The sequence below is a fragment of the Billgrantia sp. Q4P2 genome (assembly GCF_052806135.1).
In genome coordinates this window covers 34,646-57,729 of the sequence record NZ_JBRBAI010000015.1, presented here as the reverse complement: position 1 = coordinate 57,729, position 23,084 = coordinate 34,646, and the positions used below count along the sequence as shown (strand labels likewise).

The following is a 23,084-nucleotide window of genomic DNA, read 5'->3' as shown; positions in this document are numbered from 1 at the left end:
GCACTGTGAAGTCAGCGGAGAGCTCAATGCCAATGGTCAATCGGTCCGCCCTGGTGCGGCACACCCCTCGGGACATGTTCGAACTGGTCAATGACTTCGAGCGCTATCCGGAGTTCCTGCCGGGCTGTCGGCGGGCGCGGCTGCTCGAGCGCGACGAGTCGCACCTGATCGGTGAGATGACCCTGGGCCGGGCGGGTCTCGAGCAGAGCTTCACCACGCGCAACGACCTCATCGAGCCCGAGCGCATCGAGATGTCGCTGGTCAGTGGTCCTTTCAAGCGCTTGCGCGGGCGCTGGCTGTTCCTGCCGATGGGCGAGGGCGCCTGCAAGGTGTGCCTGGAGCTCGAGTTCGAATTTGCCAACCGGATTCTGGGCATGGCCTTCGGCAAGCTGTTCCAGCAGGTGGCGGGGCAACTGGTCGATGCCTTTACCCGGCGTGCCGATGAGCTTTACGGGCGCTGACATGAGGCTGGAGGTGGAAGTTGCCTTTGCCCTGCCGGACAAGCAGCGCATCGTCGCGCTCGAGGTACCGGTGGGCACCACGGCGCGACAGGCCGTCGCCCTGGCCGAGCTGGACCGTCTCTTCCCCGAAGTACCGGCCGCCACCTTTGCCGAGGCGGACCTGGGCATCTTCGGCAAGCTGCTACGCGACCCCGACGATCACCGTCTGCGTGCCGGCGACCGGGTCGAGGTCTACCGCCCGCTCGAGATCGACCCCAAGGTGGCACGTGCCCGGCGCGCTGAGCGCGCCGGGAGGTAGCCGAAGCGCTTTCGGCGTAGTGTCAAAGCTTAAAGCTCCAGCGGTTCGGTCGAAGCCGGCTCGCCGCCTTGCGGCAGGGTGCCGCCAGCGTCAGGCGCACGCTCCGGTACCGCTTCGGGCTGGCTCCCGGGCAGCATGCCTGCGGGGTCGGCACCCTCGGCCGCCGGACCGATGTCGTCCTGTGCGCGCAGCTCGATGTCCTCTGAGAAGTCGCCTTCCTGCTGTACGTTGACCAGACGATCGCCGTCAAAGGTCAGCGTAAGCCGGCGCTGCTGCACGCTGCCATAGGCTTCATCGAGGCGGAACACGTAATCCCACTGGTCGGCATTGAAGGGGGCTTCCAGCAGTGGCCTGCCCAGCAGGTCGACGACCTGGGTGCGGCTCAGGCCGGGCTGGAGCTGCTGGACCATGCCCTCGGTGATGTAGTTGCCCTGGGGGAGGTCACGCTTGTAGACACAGCCGCTGACCACGGTCAGGGCGATGACGAGAGGGAGGGTTTTGATCAGCTTTTGCATTTGTGTCCGTTCTTCACTATCGTGGATTCGGTCGATCATACCCGACCCTACCTGATACTGCGAAGAGCGAACATGGCCGACCAGAACCATGAACTGCGCAAGGCAGGCCTCAAGGTCACCTTGCCCCGAGTAAAGATCCTGCAGATCCTCGAGAATGCCACGGGTCAGCACCACCTGAGCGCCGAGGATGTCTACAAGACTCTGCTGGAAGCCGGGGAAGACGTTGGCCTGGCCACCGTCTATCGCGTGTTGACCCAGTTCGAGTCCGCAGGGCTGGTGATCCGCCACAACTTCGATGGCGGCCATGCCGTGTTCGAGATCTCCCAGGAGGAGCACCACGATCATATGGTGTGTCTCGACAGTGGTGAAATCATCGAATTCTTCGACGAGACCATCGAGCGTCGCCAGAAAGAGATCGCCGAGGAGCACGGCTTCGAGCTCGTCGACCATGCGCTGGTGCTTTATGTGCGCCCGCGCGGCTCCAATGCCACGCGCCAGGACGGTCAGCCGCGCAAGTAGCGTCTTTTCCGCCTGACGATACGACACGGCCCCGATCGGATGATCGGGGCCGTGTTCGTTGGATGCACTTCCGCGGTGAGACCTAGTGCGAGGCGCCCTGCTGGCTGGCATCGAGCATCTCGCGGGCATGGGCCAGGGTGCGGTCGGAGAGATTGACGCCGCCGAGCATGCGCGCCAGCTCGCTGACCCGGCCGGCCTCGTCGAGCAGCGCCATGCGCGTCAGCGTGGTGTTGCGCTTGGCCTGCTTCTCGATATGCAGGTGATGATGGGCCTGGGCCGCCACCTGGGGCAGGTGGGTCACGGTCATCACCTGGCCGCTTGCGCCCAGCCGACGCAGCAACTGGCCGACGATTTCGGCGGTGGCACCCGAGATGCCCACGTCCACCTCGTCGAATACCAGGCTGGGGATGGTCGAGTGGCGCGCGGCGACTACCTGGATGGCCAGGCTGATGCGCGACAGTTCGCCACCGGAGGCGACCTTGGCCAGCGGCCGCGACGGCTGGCCGGGGTTGGCGCTGATCAGGAAGCGCACCTCTTCCATGCCATCCGGTTGCGGTGACTGTCTGGCCTCCACTTCCACCTCGAAGCGCGCCTTGCCCATGGCCAGGAAGGCAAGCTGCTCCTGCACCGCCTTGCCGAAGCGGCCCGCTGCCTGGCGGCGGGCCTCGCCCACGCTGCGGGCTCGTTCGCGCCAGGTATCGCGTAGCACCTCGACCTCGGCGCGCAGAGCCTCGAGGTCATGCTCGCCGCCTTCGAGGGATTCCAGCTCGGCCTGCAGCCGACGGTGCAGGGCGGGCAGCTCCTCTGGCATGACGTGATGCTTGCGTGCGATGCGGTGGACCTCGCCCAGGCGCGATTCGACCCAGGCCAGGCGCTCCGGGTCCAGCTCGGTGGCGTCGGCGAAGCGATGCAGCTCGCGTACCGCCTCCTCGACCTGGATGCGGGCGTCGTTCAGCATGCCCAGCACTTCGGCCAGCGTGCCACGGTCGCTGCCTGGCAGCGGATCGAGCCGATGGGTCGCCTGGTTGAGCAGCGCCAGTACGCCAGCCTCGTCCGAGTCGCAGCATTCGGCGGCATGTTGCGCCTCGCGCAGCGTCTCCTCGGCGTGGGCGAGCTGCTCCTGCTCGTGCTCCAGCGTGGCGAGCTCTTCGTCGCCCAGAGCCAGGGCGTCCAGCTCCTCGACCTGATAGCGCAGCAGCTGGCGACGCGCCTGTACCTCGTCGCCGCTCTCGGTCAGCTGCTTCAGGCGCCGCCGGGTCGCCTGCCAGCGGCGAAAGGTCTCGGTCAGCTCGCCCACGTCGCCACGGTTGCCGGCGAAGTCGTCGAGCAGGCGCAGGTGGGTCTCCTCGCGCAGCAGCAGTTGATGGGCGTGCTGGCCGTGGATCTCGACCAGATGTTCGCCCAGGGCCTTGAGGTCGGTCACGGTTGCCGGTTGGCCGTTGATCCACGCCTTGGAGCGGCCATTGGCGGTTACCACCCTGCGCAGCAGGCAGTCGTCGACGGGCAGTTCACGCTCTTCGAGCCAGTGCCGGGCGGCCGGCAGCGTGGCAATGTCGAAGCGCGCCGAGAGATCGGCACGCTCGCAGCCGTGGCGCACGCTGCCGGCATCGGCACGCTCGCCCAGGCACAACCCCAGGGCGCCGAGCAGGATCGACTTGCCGGCACCGGTCTCGCCGGTAATGGCCGTCATGCCCCCGGCAAGCTCCAGGTCGAGTGTCTCGACGATGGCGTAATCGCGAATGGCAAGTTGAGTCAGCATGGCACCTCCCGGCGGCCGGTATCCTGGTGGCTGTATATCCATACACGTTATTGCATTTTTATACAGTAGTAGAGGTTCGCTCTCAATACACGCTTCGCCGGTTGCTGCCGGGTCACTTGAGTTTGCCGCAAGGACCCCCATATAGGCGGCAGACCTTCAAGGCTTTCGCCGAATCGAAATTTTCCGGCCCCGCTGGGCCGGCATAGCTTCAGGAGATGCGCATGGCTAAAGAACCCCAGACCCCGCTTGATGACGAGCTGGAGCGGCGCGAGCAGGAAATCCAGCCGGAGCCGATGGAAGGCGAACTGCAGGATTCGGCCGGCGCCGGGGATGATGAGGCTGCTGTCGCACCCGAGGAGACGGCGGTGGAGAGCGACAATCCCGAGGCCGACGTGCTGGCCGCCCAGGTGGAGGAGCTGGAGCAGAGCCTGGCCGCAGCCAAGGACCAGGCGCTGCGGGCTGCCGCCGAAGCGCAGAACGTGCGGCGCCGTGCCGAACAGGAGGCCGAGAAGGCGCGCAAGTTCGCCTTGGAGCGCTTCGTCAAGGAACTGCTGCCGGTGGTCGACAGCCTCGAGAAGGCGCTCGAGGCCATGGGTGAGGATGCCAGCGAGGCCCACCGCGAGGGTGTCGCCATGACGCTGAAGATGCAGCACGACGTGCTGGCCAAGTTCGGCGTCGAGATGGTCGAGCCGGCCGGCGAGCCGTTCGACCCACAGTATCACGAGGCCATGGCCATGGTGCCCAACCCCGAGCTCGAGCCCAACAGCGTGATGGAAGTGATCCAGAAGGGCTATCTGCTCAACGGCCGCCTCGTCCGCCCGGCCATGGTGGTGGTCAGCCAGGCCGCCAGTTGAAGCCGAGTGGATGAAAACGGGGGCGGGGCTTGAAAATTCTCGCTGCACCCCCCAGATAGACGTCAACCGCGGCAACTGCCGCTGAGATGGATCAAAGGCAAACGATTTTTCGAGGATTTCCTATGGGACGCATCATCGGTATTGACCTGGGGACCACCAACTCCTGCGTGGCCGTGCTCGACGGCGACAGCGCCAAGGTGATCGAGAACGCCGAAGGCGCCCGCACCACGCCCTCCATCATCGCCTATACCGACGATGGCGAGACGCTGGTGGGGCAGTCGGCCAAGCGCCAGGCGGTCACCAACCCGCAGAACACCCTGTACGCGATCAAGCGCCTGATCGGTCGTCGCTTCAAGGACGATGTGGTGCAGAAGGACATCAAGATGGTGCCCTACGGCATCGTCGAGGCCGACAACGGCGATGCTTGGGTGGAGGTGAAGGGCAAGAAGCTGGCGCCGCCACAGGTCAGCGCCGAAGTGCTGAAGAAGATGAAGAAGACCGCCGAGGACTACCTGGGCGAGACCGTCACCGAGGCGGTGATCACCGTGCCGGCTTACTTCAACGACAGCCAGCGCCAGGCCACCAAGGATGCCGGTCGTATCGCCGGCCTCGAGGTCAAGCGTATCATCAACGAGCCCACCGCGGCGGCGCTGGCCTACGGCATGGACAAGTCGCGCGGCGACAAGACCATCGCCGTGTACGACCTGGGCGGCGGTACCTTCGATATCTCCATCATCGAGGTGGCCGACGTCGACGGCGAGACCCAGTTCGAGGTGCTGGCCACCAACGGTGACACCTTCCTGGGCGGTGAAGACTTCGACATGGCGCTGATCAACTACCTGGTCGATCAGTTCAAGGCCGACAGCGGTATCGACCTCTCCGGTGACAACCTGGCCATGCAGCGCCTCAAGGAAGCCGCCGAGAAGGCCAAGATCGAACTTTCGAGCGCCCAGCAGACCGACGTCAACCTGCCCTACATCACTGCCGACAACACCGGGCCCAAGCACCTCAACGTGAAGGTGACCCGGGCCAAGCTGGAGTCGCTGGTGGAGGATCTGGTGCAGCGTTCGATGGGGCCGTGCAAGACCGCGCTCTCCGACGCCGGCCTGTCAGCGTCCGAGATCGACGACGTGATTCTGGTCGGCGGCCAGACCCGCATGCCGCTGGTACAGAAGAAGGTCGCCGACTTCTTCGGCAAGGAAGCGCGCAAGGACGTCAACCCGGACGAGGCCGTGGCCGTGGGCGCGGCGATCCAGGGCGGCGTGCTGGGCGGCGACGTCAAGGACGTGCTGCTGCTCGACGTCACCCCGCTGACCCTGGGTATCGAGACCCTGGGCGGCGTGATGACGCCGTTGATCGAGAAGAACACCACCATCCCGACCAAGAAGACCCAGACCTTCTCGACCGCGGACGACAACCAGACCGCCGTGACCATTCACGTGCTGCAGGGCGAGCGCAAGCAGGCCGGGCAGAACAAGTCGCTGGGCCGCTTCGACCTGGCCGACATTCCGCCGGCGCCGCGCGGTGTGCCGCAGATCGAGGTCGCCTTCGATCTCGACGCCAACGGCATCCTCAACGTGTCCGCCAAGGACAAGGCCACCGGCAAGGAGCAGTCGATCGTCATCAAGGCCTCCAGCGGCCTCACCGATGAAGAGATCGAGCAGATGGTCCGCGACGCCGAGGCCCATGCCGACGAGGACAAGAAGTTCGAGGAGCTGGTGGCCCTGCGCAACCAAGCCGATGGCATGGTCCACGCTGCCCGCAAGACCGTGCAGGAAGCCGGCGAGCACGCCACCGACGAGGAGAAGCAGGCCATCGAGGCGGCTGCCTCCGAGCTCGAGGAGGCACTCAAGGGTGACGACAAGGACGACATCCAGGCCAAGCTGGACAAGCTGACCGAGGCCTCCGGCAACCTGGCGCAGAAGATGTACGCCGCTCAGGCCGAGGCCGCTCAGCAGGCCGGTGGCGAAGGCCAGGAGGCTGGCGCCAAGCCGGAAGAAGACGTGGTCGACGCCGAGTACGAAGAAGTCAACGACGACCAGAAGAAGCAGTAATCGGCAAGGCGATGCCACGGATGACGGTAGCGCGGGGGGACGACTCCCGCGTTGCCGTTTCCGCGGATCGGGCAGAACTGCCTAGACCAGGAGGCGCATGGACCCATGTCCAAACGCGATTATTACGAGGTGCTCGGCGTAGAGCGTGGGGCCGACACCAAAGACATCAAGAAGGCCTACCGACGGCTGGCGCAGAAATACCACCCGGACCGCAACCCGGATGACGACACCGCGGCGGAGAAGTTTCGCGAGGTCTCCGAGGCCTATGAGATTCTTGCCGACAGCGAGAAGCGCGCCGCCTACGACCAGTTCGGCCATGCCGGCGTAGACGGCCAGGCCGGAGGCTTCGGCGGTGGTGGTTTCGGCGGCGCCGGTGCCGGCGGCTTCAGCGATATCTTCGGCGACGTATTCGGCGACATCTTCGGCGGCGGCGGTGGTCGGCGCAGCCCCCATGCGCCGCAGCGGGGCAGCGACCTGCGCTACAACCTCGAGCTCGATCTCGAGAGCGCGGTCGCCGGCACCACGGTGGACATTCGCGTACCGCGTCACGTGGAGTGCGACCGCTGCGACGGCCAGGGCGCCGAGCCGGGCTCCACCAAGGAGACCTGCCCCACCTGTAACGGCCATGGCCAGGTGCGCATGCAGCAGGGCTTCTTCGCCGTGCAGCAGACCTGCCCCACCTGCCACGGCAGTGGCGTGCACATCAAGGTGCCGTGTCACAAGTGCCACGGCGAGGGCCGCATGCGCGAGACGCGCACCCTGTCGGTGAAGATACCCGCCGGGGTGGACACCGGCGACCGCATTCGCCTCAACGGCGAGGGCGAGTCCGGCGTCAATGGCGGCCCGCCCGGTGATCTCTACGTGCAGGTGGCGATCAAGCCGCACCATATCTTCCAGCGCGACGGCAAGCACCTGCAGTGCGAGGTGCCGATCAACTTCGTCGATGCCGCGCTGGGCGGAGAACTCGAGGTGCCGACCCTGGATGGCCGGGTCAAGCTCAAGATCCCCGCCGAGACCCAGACCGGCAAGCTCTTCCGCTTGCGTGGCAAGGGCGTCAAGCCGGTACGCGGCGGCCCGCCCGGCGACCTGCTGTGCAAGGTGGTGGTGGAGACCCCGGTCAACCTCAGCGAGGAGCAGAAGACGCTGCTGCGTCAGCTCCAGGAGAGCCTGGGGGGCAGCAACAGCGCCCACCACTCGCCCAAGAAGAGCGGCTTCTTCGACGGCGTGAAGAAGTTCTTCGAGGATATGAAGCCGTAAGCCCCGCGTATCGTTTCGGTGCCTCGCTTTCGGCCCCGGTCACGCCAAGTGCCGGGGCCGTTTCTTTGCTGCCCAGGCGTGGTCGCCTGGCGTGCGGCTGCGGCTGCGGCTGCGGCTGCGGCTGCGGATGGGGGGCCGCTCAAGCGAACGCATTGTTCTGTGTGAGGGCTGGCATCGCCCCGGCCGGCATCTTAGTCTGTTAGTTCCCCTACGAATGGAGATCGTTCTATGCCGATGTCGCGTGCCGAGATCGCTACCGAGTCCGGGGCGAGGCTGATGAGCCGGCTGTGCAAGCACTGGGCGCACAAGCTGGAGGTGGAGCAGGGCGAGGTGGAGAGCCGCGTGGTGTTCGAGGAGGGTTCCTGCGTGATGCGCGTGGAGCCGGGCAAGCTGGTAGTGGCCATCGAGGCGCTGGAGGAGGAGAGCCTCGACCGCCTGGAAGGCGTCGTCGACGCCCACCTGCAGCGCATGGCGGGCGACGAGGACCTGGCGATCGTCTGGGAAAATTGAGCGCGCCGATAACGCCCCGCCTCGCTCATCTGGGCATGCTGCTGTGGGCCTTGCTGGTGGGGCTGTCGTTTCCCGCCGTGGGGCTGATGGGCGAGCTGCCGCCGCTCTCTCTCACCGCCCTGCGCTTCGCCATCGCCTGCGCCGGGCTATGGTGGTTGGCGCGGCGTTCCCCCGACTTCCTGCCGGCCAGGCGGCTGTTGCCGCTCTATGCGCTGATGGGGCTGTGCCTGGCCGGTTTCTTCGCTGCCATGTTCTGGGCCGCCCACCACGCCACCGCGCTCTCCATGGCCACCCTCTACGTCACCGTGCCGCTGCTGGCCTACCTGCTGGGGCTCGGGTTTCGCGTCGAGCGCTTGGGCTGGCAGTTGCCGGCGATCCTGGCGCTGGGGGCCTGCGGGGCGCTGGCGCTCGCCTTTGCCGAAGCCCTCAGCCACGGCGAAGGCCTGCAGCTGGGTATCGGTGAGGCGGTGTTCTTCCTCGGCTGCATGTCGTCGGCACTCTATCCGGTGCTGAGCAAGTGGGGGCTGGCCCGCGAATGGCTGCCGGAGTCGGCGGCGGTGCGCACCTTCTGGAGCCTGGGGCTGGGAGGGCTCGCCATCGGCCTGCTGGGGCTTGCCATCGAGCCCGCTGCCGAACTGGCCGGCATGCGCTGGACGGACGTCGCCCTGGTGGTCTATCTGGGCCTTTTCTCCAGCGCGCTCACCTTCTGGTTGATGCAGCGTGCCACCTCCGTGCTCACGCCCGGGGCCGTCACCGCCTACGGCTACATGGTGCCCTTCGTCTCGATGCTGTTGCTGTTCGCCACCGCGCCCGAGCAGATCGGCTGGCAGTGGCTGCCGGGCAGCGCCCTGGTGCTGGCCGCCATCGGCATGCTGTTGCGCCAGAACGGCAAGGGCGCCCAGAAGTGTCAATCCACTTCGGAATAGGGGTCGCTGCCGGGTGTGGCGGCCAGGCGCGGAAAATGCCGGCGAATCTCTTCGTAGAGCTCGCCCACGTCGTCGACGTGGCGACGCGAGAAGTGGAACGGCACCAGTTGGCCGACCGCGGCCGCGGCGGCGATCTCGCCGCAGCCGCGGGCAGTCAGGTGGCCGGTACGCCGGGCCTGCTCCGCCTGATCCTCGCGAAACGAGGCCTCGCAGAACAGCACCTCGGCACCGCGGGCAAGGCGCAACAGGCGTTCGCGATTATCAGGCGTATCACCGAAATCGGTGGCATAGACGAGGCGCTTCCCAGGTTGCGAAAGTAGCAGGTGCTGGGCCAGTTCGGCGACCGTCCGCTGGCTGCCATCGGGCAGTTCGATCACCGTCTCGTCCACGCCGGCGTGTACATGCTGCTTGAGTTCGCCGAGCCATGGGCCGGGTGCCCAGCCATGCGCATCCAGGCGCTCCTTGCGCACCTTGACCTCGACGTCCGGCTCAAAGGCAAAGGCCAGCACCGGCGTGCCGTGATCCAACGTGACCGCTCGCACGCGAAAGCCGGGCTCCACGTGCAGCACGCCGTCATCGACCTCGCGCGGCGAGAGCGCCTTCATCGGCTGGCCGGCCACCAGGCGATAATGGGCCAGGCGCTCGTCGTGCAGCTCGAAGACCTCGAAGCGAGGCGCTTTCTCCTCGACACGATCCCACAGGATGCCGCGCATCAAGCCGTCCAGGTGACCGGCGAGCCCGGGTGGGCCGTAGACCCGGCACGGCGTGTAATCGCCGATGCGCGAGCGCAACAGCCACAGGAAACCGCCGATATGGTCGAAGTGGGCGTGGCTGATGAAGACGTCGCTGACCTGGTGGGCCAGTCGCGCCGGCAGCCGACCGGGGTCGCCCAAGTCGAACAGCAGGCTGCGCTTGCGATGACGCAGGCGCAGATGCAGCAGCGGGTCGCCGAACACGCCGTTGACCAGCGTGGCGCGGACCCCATCGAGGCGCAGCGTCGGGCGCGGGCCGTCGACGGCTTCCTGCAACGGCAGCCTCAGGGATGGTTCGTCGGGTGTCGCTGGGTAAGGGGCACGATAGGGGCGCGCCGTGCCGAGATGGCCCTCGGAATGGCGCATGGCGTCACGTATCACCAGGGTGCGCGGGGTGTCGCCCAGTGGCGGAGCCAGCAGCTTGAGCCGCCCCCCTTCCAGTGCCAGCACTTCCCCCATGGCCAGGGTGCGGCCGGTAGCGTCGAGCAGGCCGGCCTGGCGCCTGTGCCAGGCCGCGGTGACGTCGTGCGGTGGCGGTGTGCCGACGATGGCCAGGTCGACGAGATCGAGCGATTGCTCCACGGCTTCGGTCAGGTAGGTGTCCCATGCTTCGGTACGTCGCTGGGTGCGAAGCTGGTGCCCCGGGTGGCGTGCCTCTGGGGCGGCGGGCAACTTCAGTACTTCCAGGCCCAGCGCCACACGCTCCTGCGCGTAAGGGTCGGGCGCGTTTTCCGGCGCCAGCCGCACCACGGCGCCAGCGTGGCTGGCGTTGACGAGTGCTGCGAGCAGCTCGGCGCCGCCGATGCCTCGCTCCACACCGGGCGCGTCGATCAGTAGCGGGCCGGCTTCGGTGCGCGCGGCGAGCCGGCGTACCGCCTCGACCAGTGGCAGGCGAAAGCGCGCGCTGTCCAGGGTGGCCAGGGCCTCGATGGTCTCGAGTCGCCAGCCGCCTCCTTCATCCAGCCTCGGGTCCCAGCGCCCCAGGCAGATGGCACCGGGTGGGCCGAAGCCGGGCAGGCCGGGGTCGGCGGCGAGGCAATGGCAAGCCTGGCCCTGATCGGCCAGCCGGGTGGCCACGCGGTGCACGAGCGTGGTCTTGCCGCTGCCGGGCGGGCCGGTCAGCAATACGCGGGGGTGGCGGCGCAGCAGGTCGAGCAGGGCGGTTTCGTTGGCGGAGCCGGGCGGTATCGGGGTCGGCATGGCGTTCCTTGCATCGCATCGTCATGTCCAGTGTGGGCGATTCTGCCGCCGCTACCCAAGCATCGGCCCAGGCGGGGCATGCTCTGGTATACTCCCCTGTCATGTCCAACTTACCGATTTCGCAGGAGTCCGCATGACCCGTATCGCCATCGTCGGTGTCGCCGGCCGCATGGGCCGCACCCTGGTCAACGCCGTGCAGCAGGATGCCGGGGCCAGCCTGGCCGGCGGCATCGTCGAGCCGGGCAGCACGCTGGCCGGAGCCGACATCGGCGAGCTGGCGGGCCTTGGTAAGCTGGGCGTGGTGGCGGTGGACTCGCTCGATGCCATCGTCGACGACTTCGACGTGCTGATCGACTTCACCGCGCCCCAGGTGACGCTGGCCAACCTGGCCTTCTGCGCCGCCCACGGCAAGCGCATGGTGATCGGCACCACCGGGCTCGCCGACGATGAGCTGGCCGAACTCGATGGCTATCGTGACAGGCTGCCCTTCGTCTTCGCCCCCAACATGAGCGTGGGGGTGAATCTCACGCTGAAGCTGCTGGAGACAGCGGCGAAGGCGCTGGGCGACGAAGGCTATGACATCGAGGTGATCGAGGCTCATCATCGCCACAAGGTCGACTCACCCTCCGGCACCGCGCTGAAGATGGGCGAGGTCGTGGCCGAGGCGCTGGGTCGCACGCTCAAGGAGCACGGCGTGTTCGAGCGCGTCGGCCAGTGCGGGCCACGCACCGACAAGGAGATCGGCTTCGCCACGGTGCGCGCCGGCGACATCGTCGGCGAGCACACGGTGATGTTCGCCACCGAGGGCGAGCGCATCGAGATCACCCACAAGGCCTCGAGCCGCATGACCTTCGCCAAGGGCGCGGTGCGCGCGGCGCGCTGGGTCGCCGATCAAGAAAACGGTCGGTACGGCATCCAGGATGTATTGGGTTTGTGAGCCATCGCGGTAGCCAAATGAGATCGAATCCTGTAACATCTCCAAAATTTTGGCCGGGCGCCTGAAATACAGCAGTCCAACACTGCGCGCTTGTTGCGTGGCCAGCCCCCGAGCAAAGACAACAAGCGGGATGAAACCGGTTCTTTATCGGCTTCGTCCCGCTTTTTTACGAGCCGAATCTGTCGCAATGACGATAGCCGCCGAGCCTGCGCCCCTCAGGCTCGCCTCAGCATGGGAGGACCTTGTCTTGAACAGCCCCGCATTGAACAGACCCGCGATATTGGCCCTGGAAGATGGCAGTATCTTTCACGGCACGGCCATCGGCGCCGATGGACGAACCAGCGGTGAGGTGGTGTTCAATACGGCCATGACCGGCTATCAGGAGATCCTCACCGATCTCTCCTATACCCGGCAGATCGTGACCCTCACCTACCCGCACATCGGCAACACCGGCGTCAATGCCGAGGACGTCGAGTCGGGCTCGATCGCCGCCGCCGGCCTGGTGATCCGCGATCTGCCGCTCATCGCCAGCAACTTCCGCTCCGAGCAGTCGCTCTCCGACTACCTCAAGGGCCAGAACGTGCTTGGCATCGCGGATATCGATACCCGCCGCCTGACCCGCATCCTGCGCGACAAGGGTGCCCAGAACGGAGCGATCCTGGCCGGCACCGAGGCCGAAGGCGACGATGCCGTCGAGCGCGCGCTGGCCGCGGCGCGGGAGTTCCCCGGGCTCAAGGGCATGGACCTGGCCAAGGAGGTCTCGTGCAAGCAGGCCTACGAATGGAGCGAGGCCGAGTGGGTGCTGGGCCAGGGCAATATCGATGCCACGGGCAGTGAGCGTCCCTTCCACGTGGTGGTCTACGACTACGGCGTGAAATACAACATCCTGCGCATGCTTGCCTCACGCGGCTGTCGCCTCACCGTGGTGCCGGCGCAGACCCCGGCCGCCGAGGTGCTGGCCAAGAACCCTGACGGCATTTTGCTGGCCAACGGCCCCGGCGACCCCGCGCCCTGCGACTACGCCATCGCCGCGATCCAGGAAATCCTCGAAACCGAGATTCCGGTGTTCGGCATCTGCCTGGGCCACCAGCTGCTGGCGCTGGCGGCCGGTGCCAAGACGGTGAAGATGAACCACGGCCACCACGGTGCCAACCACCCGGTGCAGGATCTGGCGACCGGCCACGTGATGATCACCAGCCAGAACCACGGCTTCGCCGTCGACGAGGCGAGCCTGCCGGGCAACGTGCGCGCCATTCACCGCTCGCTGTTCGACGGCACGCTGCAGGGCATCGAGCTGACCGATCGTCCGGCCTTCAGTTTCCAGGGCCACCCGGAAGCTAGCCCTGGCCCGCGCGACGTGTCGCCGCTGTTCGATCGCTTCGTCGAGATGATGAAGGCCCGCCGCTAGGCCGAGCCCGAGAAACGTCGCCATTCGTCACCATATTTTGCGGGAACCGACATGCCCAAGCGTACCGACATCAACAGTATCCTGATCATTGGCGCCGGCCCCATCGTCATCGGCCAGGCGTGCGAGTTCGACTACTCCGGCGCCCAGGCCTGCAAGGCGCTGCGCGAGGAGGGCTTCCGGGTCATCCTGGTCAACTCCAACCCGGCCACCATCATGACCGACCCGGCCATGGCCGACGCCACCTACATCGAGCCGATCACCTGGCAGGCGGTGGAGAAGATCATCGAGGCCGAGCGTCCCGACGCCATCCTGCCCACCATGGGCGGCCAGACCGCGCTCAACTGCGCGCTCGATCTCGACAAGCACGGCGTGCTCGAAAAATACGGCGTGGAGATGATCGGCGCCAACGCCGACGCCATCAACAAGGCCGAGGATCGCGACCTGTTCGACCAGGCCATGAAGCGCATCGGCCTGGAATGCCCCAAGGCCGAGGTAGCACACTCCATGGAGGAGGCCTGGCGCATCCAGGAGTCGCTGGGTTTCCCGGTGATCATTCGTCCCTCCTACACCATGGGCGGCTCCGGCGGCGGCGTGGCCTACAACAAGGAGGAGTTCGAGGAGATCTGTACCCGCGGTTTCGAGCTTTCCAACAACCATGAGCTGCTGATCGACGAGTCGCTGCTGGGCTGGAAGGAGTACGAGATGGAGGTCGTTCGTGACAAGAACGACAACTGCATCATCGTCTGTGCGATCGAGAACTTCGACCCCATGGGCGTGCACACCGGCGACTCCATCACCGTGGCCCCGGCCCAGACGCTGACCGACAAGGAATACCAGATCATGCGCGACGCCTCGCTGGCGGTGCTGCGCGAGATCGGCGTCGAGACCGGCGGCTCCAACGTGCAGTTCGGCGTGGATCCCGACACCGGGCGCATGGTGGTCATCGAGATGAACCCGCGGGTGTCGCGCTCCTCGGCCCTGGCCTCCAAGGCCACCGGCTTCCCGATCGCCAAGATCGCCGCCAAGCTGGCGGTGGGCTATACCCTGGATGAGCTCTCCAACGACATTACCGGCGGGCGCACCCCGGCCTCGTTCGAGCCCTCCATCGACTACGTGGTCACCAAGATCCCGCGCTTCACCTTCGAGAAGTTCCCCCAGGCCAACGACCGCCTCACCACACAGATGAAGTCGGTGGGCGAAGTGATGGCCATCGGGCGTACTTTCCAGGAGTCGCTGCAGAAGGCGCTGCGTGGCCTCGAGACCGGCAACGACGGCCTCGACCCCAAGTTTCCTGAATTCAAGGCCGGGGAGTTCAGCGACGACGCCATGGCCCATATCAAGGGCGAGCTGCAGGCGGCCGGCGCCGAGCGCATCTTTTTCATCGCCGACGCCATGCGCGCCGGCATGAGTGTGGAGGAGATCTTCACCCTGACCAGGATCGACCCCTGGTTCCTGGTCCAGCTCGAGGAGTTGGTGCGCATCGAGCAGGACGTGGTCAAGCGCTCGCTCTCCGATTTCACCCCGCGTGAGCTGTTCGGCCTCAAGCGCAAGGGCTTCAGTGACGCGCGCCTGGCTGGGCTGCTCGGGGTCTCCGAGAAGGAGTTCCGTCGCACGCGCCAGAAGGCCGGCATCCGCCCGGTCTACAAGCGGGTCGACACCTGCGCCGCCGAGTTCGCATCAAACACCGCCTACATGTACTCCACCTACGAGGAGGAGTGCGAGGCCGAGGTCTCGGATCGCCGGAAGATCATGGTGCTGGGCGGCGGGCCCAACCGCATCGGCCAGGGCATCGAGTTCGACTACTGCTGCGTCCACGCCGCCTTCGCCATGCGCGATGATGGCTATGAGACCATCATGGTCAACTGCAACCCCGAGACCGTCTCCACCGACTACGACACCTCCGACCGCCTCTACTTCGAGCCGGTGACGCTGGAGGACGTGCTGGAGATCGCCGACAAGGAGCAGCCGGTCGGCGTGATCGTGCAGTTTGGCGGCCAGACCCCGCTCAAGCTGGCCCGTGAACTCGAGGCCGCCGGCGTGCCGATCATCGGCACCACGCCGGACGCCATCGACCGCGCCGAGGACCGCGAGCGCTTCCAGCAGATGATCGACAAGCTGGGCCTCAAGCAGCCGCCCAACGCCACCGCGCGCAGCTTCGACGAGGCTTTCGCCAAGGCCGAGGCGATCGGCTACCCGCTGGTGGTGCGCCCGAGCTACGTGCTCGGCGGGCGCGCCATGGAGATCGTCTATGACGCCTCGGAGCTCGAGAACTACATGACCCATGCGGTCAAGGTCTCCAACGACTCGCCGGTGCTGCTCGACCACTTCCTCAATGCGGCCATCGAGATCGACATCGACGCCGTCTCCGACGGTCACGAGGTGGTGATCGGCGGAATCATGCAGCACATCGAGCAGGCCGGCGTGCACTCCGGCGACTCGGCCTGCGCGCTGCCGCCCTATTCGCTGCCCGCCGACGTGCAGGACGAGATGCGCGACCAGGTCAAGCGCATGGCGGTCGAGCTCGGCGTGGTGGGGCTGATGAACGTGCAGCTGGCGTGGCAGGATGGCGAAATCTACGTCATCGAGGTCAATCCGCGCGCCTCGCGTACCGCGCCGTTCGTCTCCAAGTGCATCGGTACCTCGCTGGCCCAGGTCGCCGCCCGCTGCATGGCCGGCAAGACCCTGGCCGAACAGGGCTTCACCCGCGAGATCGTGCCGCACTTCTACAGCGTCAAGGAGGCGGTGTTCCCGTTCAACAAGTTCCCCGGCGTCGACCCCATCCTGTCGCCGGAGATGAAGTCCACCGGTGAGGTGATGGGCTCCGGCGAAACCTTCGCCGAGGCCTTCTACAAGGCGCAACTGGGGGCCGGCGAGGCGATTCCCAGTCTCGCAGGTGAGCGCAAGGCGTTCCTCTCGGTGCGCGAACCGGACAAGGCGGGCGTTATCGAGATCGGCCGTTCTCTGCTAGGATTGGGATTCACCCTGTGTGCGACCCGCGGCACTGCCGCTGCCCTCGAAGCCGCCGGCCTCGAGGTCGAGGTCGTCAACAAGGTTTACGAAGGTCGTCCGCATATCGTCGATCTGCTCAAGAACGACGACATCGCCTATATCGTCAATACCACCGAGGGTCGCCAGGCGATCAACGACTCCTCGGTGATCCGCCGTACCGCGCTGGCCCGCAAGGTACCCTATGCCACTACCCTGGCAGGGGCGAGTGCCGTTTGCATGGCGCTGGAATATGGCAATGAAATCACGGTACGGCGGCTACAGGAACTGCATGCAGGAGCAACGCAATGAACAAGGTCCCGATGACCGTTGCCGGTGAGGCACGCCTGCGTAAGGAACTCGAGGAGCTCAAGGGTGAGGCGCGTCCCAAGGTGATCGCGGCGATCGCCGAGGCCCGTGAACACGGTGACCTCAAGGAGAACGCCGAATACCATGCGGCGCGCGAACAGCAGGGCTTCATCGAAGGGCGAATCCAGGAGATCGAGAGCAAGCTCTCCAATGCCCAGGTGATCGACGTGCACAAGCTGCCGCAGACCGGCAAGGTGATCTTCGGCGTCACCGTCGAACTGATCAACCTCGGCAACGACGAAGAGGTCTCCTACCAGATCGTCGGCGAGGACGAAGCCGACATCAAGAGTGGCAAGATCTCCGTTACCTCGCCCATCGCCCGCGCCCTGATCGGCAAGGAGGAGGGTGACGTGGTAGTGGTCGCCACGCCCGGTGGCGAGGTCGAGTACGAGATCTCGAGCGTCGAGCATCGCTGAGCTACGAGCTACGAGCTACGAGCTACGAGCTACGAGCTACGAGCTACGAGCTATGAGCTATGAGCCAGCAAAAAGCCCGCGACTGATTGTCGCGGGCTTTTTTGTGAAGTGCTCGCAGCCCGAGGCTCGGCGCTGGCGCGTCAGCGTCTAGTGCCGCCCGTGATGATCCTCGAAGCGCTTGACGTTGGAAAGCTTGGGATTGGCCTGGGGATTCCGACGATAGAGCAGGGCCATCTTGCCGATAGTCTGCACGCGCTCGGCGCCGCTGGCAGCCAGCAGCTCCTCGAGCATGGCGGCGCGGTCGTCGCGCTCGGCCAGGGCCAGCTTCACCTTGATCAGCTCGTGGTCGGCGAGCGCCCGGTCGAGTTCGGCCAGCACGCCTTCGGAAACACCGTTCTCCGAAACCGTCACCACCGGGTTGAGGTGGTGGCCGATACTGCGAAATGCTTTCTTTTGTGCCTGTGACAAGCTCATGGTATCTTGCGTCTTCCCGGTTGCGCGTAACCTGACATGGTACGGTGAAATGCGCGCCGGCGAAAGCATGGCAAGGCCGGGTTCGGCCTCGGCCAGCTCCGCGTCATACCGAACCAGGCCGGCGTGCCTACATGCTGTTCGGCATCTTCAGTCAAGGTGATCGTGTGGCTCGATCCACTTCCTCCTCCCGCGATGGTACGTCCGATAGCTCACGTCGTCAGCGTGGTGCCAGCAAGAGCAGTGCCGGCTGGCTCAAGGAGCATTTCGACGACCGCTTCGTTCAGCAGAGCTGGCAGGATGGCTACCGCAGCCGTGCCAGCTACAAGCTGCTCGCGCTCGACGAGAAAGACCGTCTATTCAGGCCCGGCATGAGCGTGATCGACCTCGGCGCAGCCCCCGGGGGCTGGAGCCAGGTGGCAGCGGACAAGGTGGGGCCGGAGGGGGTGGTGATCGCCTCGGACATTCTCGAAATGGACGGCCTGGCCGGGGTCGAGTTCATCCAGGGCGACTTCACCGAGGAGGCCGTGCTGGAGGCGATCCTCGCTGTGCTGGACGGTCGGCCGGTAGACCTTGTGATGTCCGACATGGCCCCCAATATGAGTGGTATGAGCGCCATTGACCAACCCCAGGCGATGTACCTGGTGGAGCTGGCCCTGGACCTGGCGCGCCAGACCCTGCGGCCCGGTGGCCGATTCCTGGCCAAGGTGTTCCAGGGCGAAGGTTTCGATGCCTACCTGAAGGAGCTGCGCAGCAGTTTTTCCAAGGTAGTGACCCGCAAGCCGGAAGCCTCCCGCGCCCGTTCGCGAGAGGTCTACCTGCTGGCGGATGGTTTCCGTGGCTGAGCCGATACCGTCGGTTCGGCGCTTCCCGACCAGCCAGACTGGTCCTGATAGTGACAGACTAACGGCCCAATGACCGGACAGCGCGGCCCAACTGTGTCACAGTGGTGATCAGGAAGGCCGGGGCTGGCGGAACATGCCATGCCCGCCTGTGGTCAATACTGTGGTCCTTTGTGGACTGGAGTGCCAGGCGTTACGGCCGAGAGATGCTTGCAATGAGGGTGGTCCCTTGAACGATATGGCGAAGAACCTGATCCTGTGGTTGGTCATCGCGGCGGTGCTGCTGACGGTGTTCAACAATTTCACTGTCGATGGCACACCGCAGACGATGAACTATTCGCAGTTCGTCCAGCAGGTGCAGAACCAGCAGATCCGCAGCGTGACCATCGATGGCTACACCATCACTGGTGAGCGCAGTGACGGGTCGCAGTTCCAGACCATCCGGCCGGCGGCGGAAGATCCCAAGTTGATGGACGATCTGCTCTCCAACAACGTCACCGTGATCGGTCGTGAACCGCAGCAGCAGAGCCTGTGGACGCGGTTGCTGATCGCCAGCTTCCCGATCCTGCTGATTCTCGCCATCTTCATGTTCTTCATGCGCCAGATGCAGGGTGGTGCCGGTGGCAAGGGCGGGCCGATGAGTTTCGGCAAGTCCAAGGCCAAGCTGCTCTCCCAGGACCAGATCAAGACCACCTTTGCCGATGTGGCCGGCTGCGACGAGGCCAAGGAGGAGGTCGAGGAGCTGGTCGACTTCCTGCGTGACCCCTCCAAGTTCCAGCGCCTGGGCGGCACCATCCCGCGCGGCGTGCTGATGGTGGGGCCGCCGGGCACGGGCAAGACGCTACTGGCGAAATCCATTGCCGGCGAGGCCAAGGTGCCGTTCTTCTCGATTTCCGGCTCCGACTTCGTCGAGATGTTCGTCGGCGTGGGTGCTTCCCGCGTGCGTGACATGTTCGAGCAGGCCAAGAAGCAGGCGCCCTGTATCATTTTCATCGACGAGATCGATGCCGTGGGCCGTTCACGCGGCGCCGGCATGGGCGGCGGCAACGACGAGCGTGAGCAGACCTTGAACCAGCTGCTGGTGGAGATGGACGGCTTCGAGGCCAACGAGGGCATCATCGTCATCGCCGCTACCAACCGTCCTGACGTGCTCGACCCCGCGCTGCTGCGCCCGGGCCGTTTCGACCGCCAGGTGGTGGTGCCGCTGCCCGACATTCGCGGCCGCGAGCACATCCTCAACGTGCACCTGCGCAAGGTGCCGCTGGCCGACGACGTCAAGCCGTCGCTGATCGCTCGTGGCACGCCGGGCTTCTCCGGTGCCGACCTGGCCAACCTGGTCAACGAAGGTGCCCTGTTCGCCGCGCGACGCAACAAGCGCCTGGTGGGCATGGAGGAGCTGGAGCTGGCCAAGGACAAGATCATGATGGGCGCCGAGCGCCGCTCCATGGTCATGACCGACAAGGAAAAGCTCAATACCGCCTACCACGAGTCGGGTCACGCCATCATCGGCCTGGTAATGCCTGAGCACGACCCGGTCTACAAGGTCACCATCATCCCGCGCGGCCGCGCCCTGGGCGTGACCATGTTCCTGCCCGAGGCGGATCGTTACAGCCTGTCGCGCCAGCAGATCATCAGCCAGATCTGCTCGCTGTTCGGCGGCCGTATCGCCGAGGAGATGACGCTGGGCCCCAACGGTGTCACCACCGGAGCCTCCAATGACATCAAGCGTGCCACCGAGCTGGCCCACAACATGGTGGCCAAGTGGGGCCTCTCCGAAGAAATGGGCCCGATCATGTACGACGAGGACGAGTCGCACCAGTTCCTCGGCGGCCCGGGTCAGGGCGGCGGCAAGCTGAAGTCCGGCGAGACCACCTCCCGGCTCGACAAGGAAGTGCGCAAGATCATCGACGAGTGCTACGCCAAGGCGCAGCAGATCCTCGAGGAGAACCGCGACAAACTCGATGCCATGGCCGAGGCGCTGATGCAGTACGAGACCATCGATGCCGATCAGCTCCGGGACATCATGGAAGGCCGCAAGCCGCGTCCGCCCAAGGATTGGGAAGACGGCGACTCCGGTAGCGGCGCCCCCATCACCGGCGAAACCGAGCCCGCGCGTGAGGAAGAGTCCGCCCAGGGGCCGAATGACAGCGGTGGCGATGACAATCACGGTGACGAGGACGAAGACGAGGAGCCCCGCCGTCGCCCCTCCGACCCGCTGGGTGGCCCAGCCGGGTCGTGACGGCCATGCGAGAAACCAGCAGGCGCCCCACCGGGGCGCCTTTGCCGTGGGGGCGCCCGAGCCCGGTCCCGCTTGCGCCACAGGATTCATGACATGAGAAACACTTCCTCACCGACCTGGCTGCCGTGTGGGCGGCACCGCCTCGACCTTTCCTATCCCCGGGTCATGGGCATACTCAACGTCACTCCCGACTCCTTTTCCGATGGTGGCCATCATGTCGCCATCGACGACGCGCTGCGTCATGCCGAGCGCATGCTGGCGGAAGGGGCTGCCATCATCGACGTAGGCGGAGAATCGACCCGTCCAGGGGCTCAGGCGATCACGGCGCAGCAGGAGCTGGACCGGGTGGCGCCGGTGGTCGAGCGGCTGGTCTGCGAACTCGATGCGCTGGTGTCGGTGGATACCAGCAGCCCCGAAGTCATGCAGCAAGCCGCGGCACTGGGCGCCGGCATGATCAATGACGTGCGTGCCCTCACGCGCGAAGGGGCGCTGGAGGCGGCACTCGCTACCGGCCTGCCGGTGTGCCTGATGCACATGCAGGGCGAGCCTCGGGACATGCAGCAGGCGCCCCGCTATGATGAGCCCATCGAGGAGGCCGTGGGCGGCTTCCTGGCTGACCGGGTGGCGGCCTGTGAGACCGTGGGGCTGCGCCGCGAGCGGTTGCTGATCGACCCCGGCTTCGGCTTCGGCAAGACCGTCGAGCATAACCTGCGCCTGCTCAACCGCATGGAGCGGCTGGCTGCCCTCGAGCTGCCGCTGCTGGTGGGTCTGTCGCGCAAGAGCCTGATCGGCAAGGTGCTGGGCCGGCCGGTGGAGGAGCGGCTGCCCGGCGGGCTGGCGCTGGCATCGCTGGCGGTCGAGCGCGGTGCCCGTATCCTGCGTGTCCATGACGTTGGCCCGGTCATGGATGCGGTGAACATGACCTGGGCCGTGCTAAGGGAAGGCTGCGAGCATGACTAGAAAATACTTCGGTACGGATGGCATTCGCGGAACGGTCGGGGAGTACCCCATCACCCCGGACTTCATGCTCAAGCTGGGCTGGGCCATGGGGCGGGTGCTGGCCCGTGAGTCAGGGCGCGCCCGGGTGCTGATCGGCAAGGACACGCGCATTTCGGGGTACATGTTCGAATCGGCCCTCGAGGCCGGGCTTTCGGCGGCCGGCGTCGACGTGGCGCTGCTCGGCCCGATGCCCACGCCGGGTATCGCTTACCTGACGCGGACCTTCCGTGCCGATGCCGGGATCGTCATCTCGGCATCGCACAACCCGTTCGCTGACAACGGCATCAAGTTCTTCTCCACTGAAGGCACCAAGCTCGCCGATGCGCTCGAAGAGCGCATCGAAGCGATGCTCGATGAACCCTTGACCACGGTGGCCGCGGGCAAGCTGGGCAAGGCGATGCGTATCGACGATGCCGCAGGGCGCTACATCGAATTCTGCAAGTCGACCATCCCCAATCGCGTCAGCCTGCACGGGCTGCGCATGGTGCTCGACTGTGCCCATGGCGCTACCTATCACATTGCGCCCAGCGTGTTTCGCGAGTTGGGCGCCGAGGTCAGCCTAGTGGGAGCCAGTCCCGACGGCCTCAACATCAACCGCGACGTCGGCTCCACCTCCCCGGCTACCTTGCGTGCCGCGGTGATCCAGCAGAGCGCCGATCTGGGTATCGCCTTCGACGGTGATGGCGACCGCGTATTGATGGTCGATGCCGACGGGCGTGAGATCGACGGCGACGACATCCTCTACCTGATTGCCCGGGACCGCCATGAGCGCGGCCAACTGGTAGGCGGCGTGGTCGGTACCCTGATGTCCAACTTCGGCCTGGCCATGGCACTCGAGGGCTTGGGAATTCCTTTCGAGCGTGCCAAGGTGGGCGATCGCTACGTGGTGGAACGGCTGGTGGCCAACGGCTGGCAGCTCGGCGGCGAGTCCTCCGGTCATATCGTCTGTGCCGACGTACAGAGCACTGGCGATGGCATCGTCTCGGCATTACAGGTGCTTGCTATCATGATCAGCGAGGGCAAGCCGCTGCATGCGCTCCTCTCCGGGCTCGAGAAGGTGCCGCAGGCGCTGGTCAACGTGCGCCTCACGCCGGGCAGCGACGCTAAGGCATTGATGGCGAGCCCGGCGGTCAAGGATGCCGTGGCCGCGATGGAGGCAGAGCTGGGCGACGAGGGGCGCGTGTTGCTGCGTCCATCCGGTACCGAGCCGCTGATCCGGGTGATGGTCGAAGGGCGGGCGCACCTCGATGTCGAGGGGTTGGCGAGCCGCCTTGCCGCTCAAGTCGAGGAGGAGTTGGGTTGACATTCGCTGC

20 protein-coding genes are annotated in these 23,084 nt (G+C 65.9%); 16 read left to right on the top strand and 4 right to left on the bottom strand.

The window, feature by feature from the left end; all coding sequences use genetic code 11:
- Positions 1–26: 26 nt before the first annotated feature.
- Both ACUY1T_RS19905 and ACUY1T_RS19900 read left to right on the top strand, forming a co-directional pair.
- A complete protein-coding gene (locus ACUY1T_RS19905; RefSeq protein ID WP_446025303.1) occupies positions 27–461 on the top strand; it encodes a type II toxin-antitoxin system RatA family toxin in 435 nt (144 codons plus the stop codon).
- Between the two features lies 1 nt (position 462).
- Positions 463–759, top strand: coding sequence for an RnfH family protein (locus tag ACUY1T_RS19900; RefSeq protein ID WP_446025302.1), 297 nt, complete (start codon positions 463–465; stop codon positions 757–759).
- Between the two features lie 29 nt (positions 760–788).
- On the opposite strand, the gene ACUY1T_RS19895 is transcribed toward ACUY1T_RS19900, so the two are convergent.
- Positions 789–1,274 (bottom strand): outer membrane protein assembly factor BamE, encoded by a 486-nt coding sequence (locus ACUY1T_RS19895; protein ID WP_446025301.1) that lies wholly within the window; start codon positions 1,272–1,274, stop codon positions 789–791.
- Positions 1,275–1,346: 72 nt separating this feature from the next.
- Here ACUY1T_RS19895 and fur point away from each other — a divergent pair, with 72 nt between their 5' ends.
- The gene (gene fur / locus ACUY1T_RS19890) at positions 1,347–1,793 is read left to right on the top strand and encodes a ferric iron uptake transcriptional regulator (protein WP_446025300.1); all 447 of its coding nucleotides are present in this window, start codon (positions 1,347–1,349) and stop codon (positions 1,791–1,793) included.
- A gap of 82 nt (positions 1,794–1,875) precedes the next feature.
- Here fur and recN read toward each other — a convergent pair whose 3' ends face one another.
- Complete coding sequence (gene recN, locus ACUY1T_RS19885) at positions 1,876–3,552, bottom strand: DNA repair protein RecN (protein WP_446025299.1); 1,677 nt, start codon at positions 3,550–3,552, stop codon at positions 1,876–1,878.
- 221 nt (positions 3,553–3,773) lie between these two features.
- On the opposite strand from recN, the gene grpE reads away from it, so the two are divergent.
- From grpE to ACUY1T_RS19860, 5 genes are all read left to right on the top strand, one after another.
- On the top strand, positions 3,774–4,406 hold the full coding sequence (gene grpE, locus ACUY1T_RS19880) for a nucleotide exchange factor GrpE (protein WP_446025298.1): 633 nt from the start codon (positions 3,774–3,776) through the stop codon (positions 4,404–4,406).
- 122 nt (positions 4,407–4,528) lie between these two features.
- Positions 4,529–6,460: a molecular chaperone DnaK gene (dnaK, locus tag ACUY1T_RS19875; RefSeq protein WP_446025297.1), complete on the top strand. Its 1,932-nt coding sequence runs from the start codon at positions 4,529–4,531 to the stop codon at positions 6,458–6,460.
- Positions 6,461–6,565: 105 nt separating this feature from the next.
- Positions 6,566–7,717, top strand: a complete 1,152-nt coding sequence (gene dnaJ / locus ACUY1T_RS19870; protein ID WP_446025296.1) for a molecular chaperone DnaJ — start codon at positions 6,566–6,568, stop codon at positions 7,715–7,717.
- 228 nt (positions 7,718–7,945) lie between these two features.
- Entirely contained in the window at positions 7,946–8,227 is a 282-nt protein-coding gene (locus ACUY1T_RS19865; protein WP_446025295.1) for a DUF2218 domain-containing protein, read from the top strand.
- Positions 8,224–9,153, top strand: coding sequence for a DMT family transporter (locus ACUY1T_RS19860; protein ID WP_446025294.1), 930 nt, complete (start codon positions 8,224–8,226; stop codon positions 9,151–9,153). The genes ACUY1T_RS19865 and ACUY1T_RS19860 overlap by 4 nt, the downstream gene beginning before the upstream one ends.
- On the opposite strand, the gene ACUY1T_RS19855 is transcribed toward ACUY1T_RS19860, so the two are convergent.
- Positions 9,135–11,105, bottom strand: a complete 1,971-nt coding sequence (locus ACUY1T_RS19855) for an MBL fold metallo-hydrolase (protein WP_446025293.1) — start codon at positions 11,103–11,105, stop codon at positions 9,135–9,137. The genes ACUY1T_RS19860 and ACUY1T_RS19855 overlap by 19 nt on opposite strands.
- Positions 11,106–11,238: 133 nt before the next feature.
- On the opposite strand from ACUY1T_RS19855, the gene dapB reads away from it, so the two are divergent.
- The 4 genes from dapB (at position 11,239) to greA (ending at position 17,220) form a co-directional block, all read left to right on the top strand.
- The gene (dapB, locus tag ACUY1T_RS19850; RefSeq protein WP_446025292.1) at positions 11,239–12,042 is read left to right on the top strand and encodes a 4-hydroxy-tetrahydrodipicolinate reductase; all 804 of its coding nucleotides are present in this window, start codon (positions 11,239–11,241) and stop codon (positions 12,040–12,042) included.
- A gap of 262 nt (positions 12,043–12,304) precedes the next feature.
- Positions 12,305–13,450 (top strand): glutamine-hydrolyzing carbamoyl-phosphate synthase small subunit, encoded by a 1,146-nt coding sequence (gene carA / locus ACUY1T_RS19845; protein WP_446025331.1) that lies wholly within the window; start codon positions 12,305–12,307, stop codon positions 13,448–13,450.
- 51 nt (positions 13,451–13,501) lie between these two features.
- Positions 13,502–16,747 (top strand): carbamoyl-phosphate synthase large subunit, encoded by a 3,246-nt coding sequence (carB, locus tag ACUY1T_RS19840; protein ID WP_446025291.1) that lies wholly within the window; start codon positions 13,502–13,504, stop codon positions 16,745–16,747.
- Complete coding sequence (gene greA, locus ACUY1T_RS19835; RefSeq protein ID WP_446025290.1) at positions 16,744–17,220, top strand: transcription elongation factor GreA; 477 nt, start codon at positions 16,744–16,746, stop codon at positions 17,218–17,220. The genes carB and greA overlap by 4 nt, the downstream gene beginning before the upstream one ends.
- Positions 17,221–17,367: 147 nt before the next feature.
- Here greA and yhbY read toward each other — a convergent pair whose 3' ends face one another.
- Entirely contained in the window at positions 17,368–17,694 is a 327-nt protein-coding gene (gene yhbY, locus ACUY1T_RS19830) for a ribosome assembly RNA-binding protein YhbY (protein WP_446025289.1), read from the bottom strand.
- 164 nt (positions 17,695–17,858) lie between these two features.
- Between yhbY and rlmE the strand changes: the two genes are divergently transcribed.
- From rlmE to glmM, 4 genes are all read left to right on the top strand, one after another.
- Positions 17,859–18,536, top strand: a complete 678-nt coding sequence (gene rlmE, locus ACUY1T_RS19825; protein WP_446025288.1) for a 23S rRNA (uridine(2552)-2'-O)-methyltransferase RlmE — start codon at positions 17,859–17,861, stop codon at positions 18,534–18,536.
- 226 nt (positions 18,537–18,762) lie between these two features.
- Positions 18,763–20,772, top strand: coding sequence for an ATP-dependent zinc metalloprotease FtsH (gene ftsH, locus ACUY1T_RS19820; RefSeq protein WP_446025287.1), 2,010 nt, complete (start codon positions 18,763–18,765; stop codon positions 20,770–20,772).
- Positions 20,773–20,865: 93 nt separating this feature from the next.
- Positions 20,866–21,732: a dihydropteroate synthase gene (gene folP / locus ACUY1T_RS19815; protein ID WP_446025286.1), complete on the top strand. Its 867-nt coding sequence runs from the start codon at positions 20,866–20,868 to the stop codon at positions 21,730–21,732.
- Positions 21,725–23,074 (top strand): phosphoglucosamine mutase, encoded by a 1,350-nt coding sequence (glmM, locus tag ACUY1T_RS19810; RefSeq protein ID WP_446025285.1) that lies wholly within the window; start codon positions 21,725–21,727, stop codon positions 23,072–23,074. Before folP ends, glmM begins: the two co-directional genes overlap by 8 nt.
- Positions 23,075–23,084: the final 10 nt, after the last annotated feature.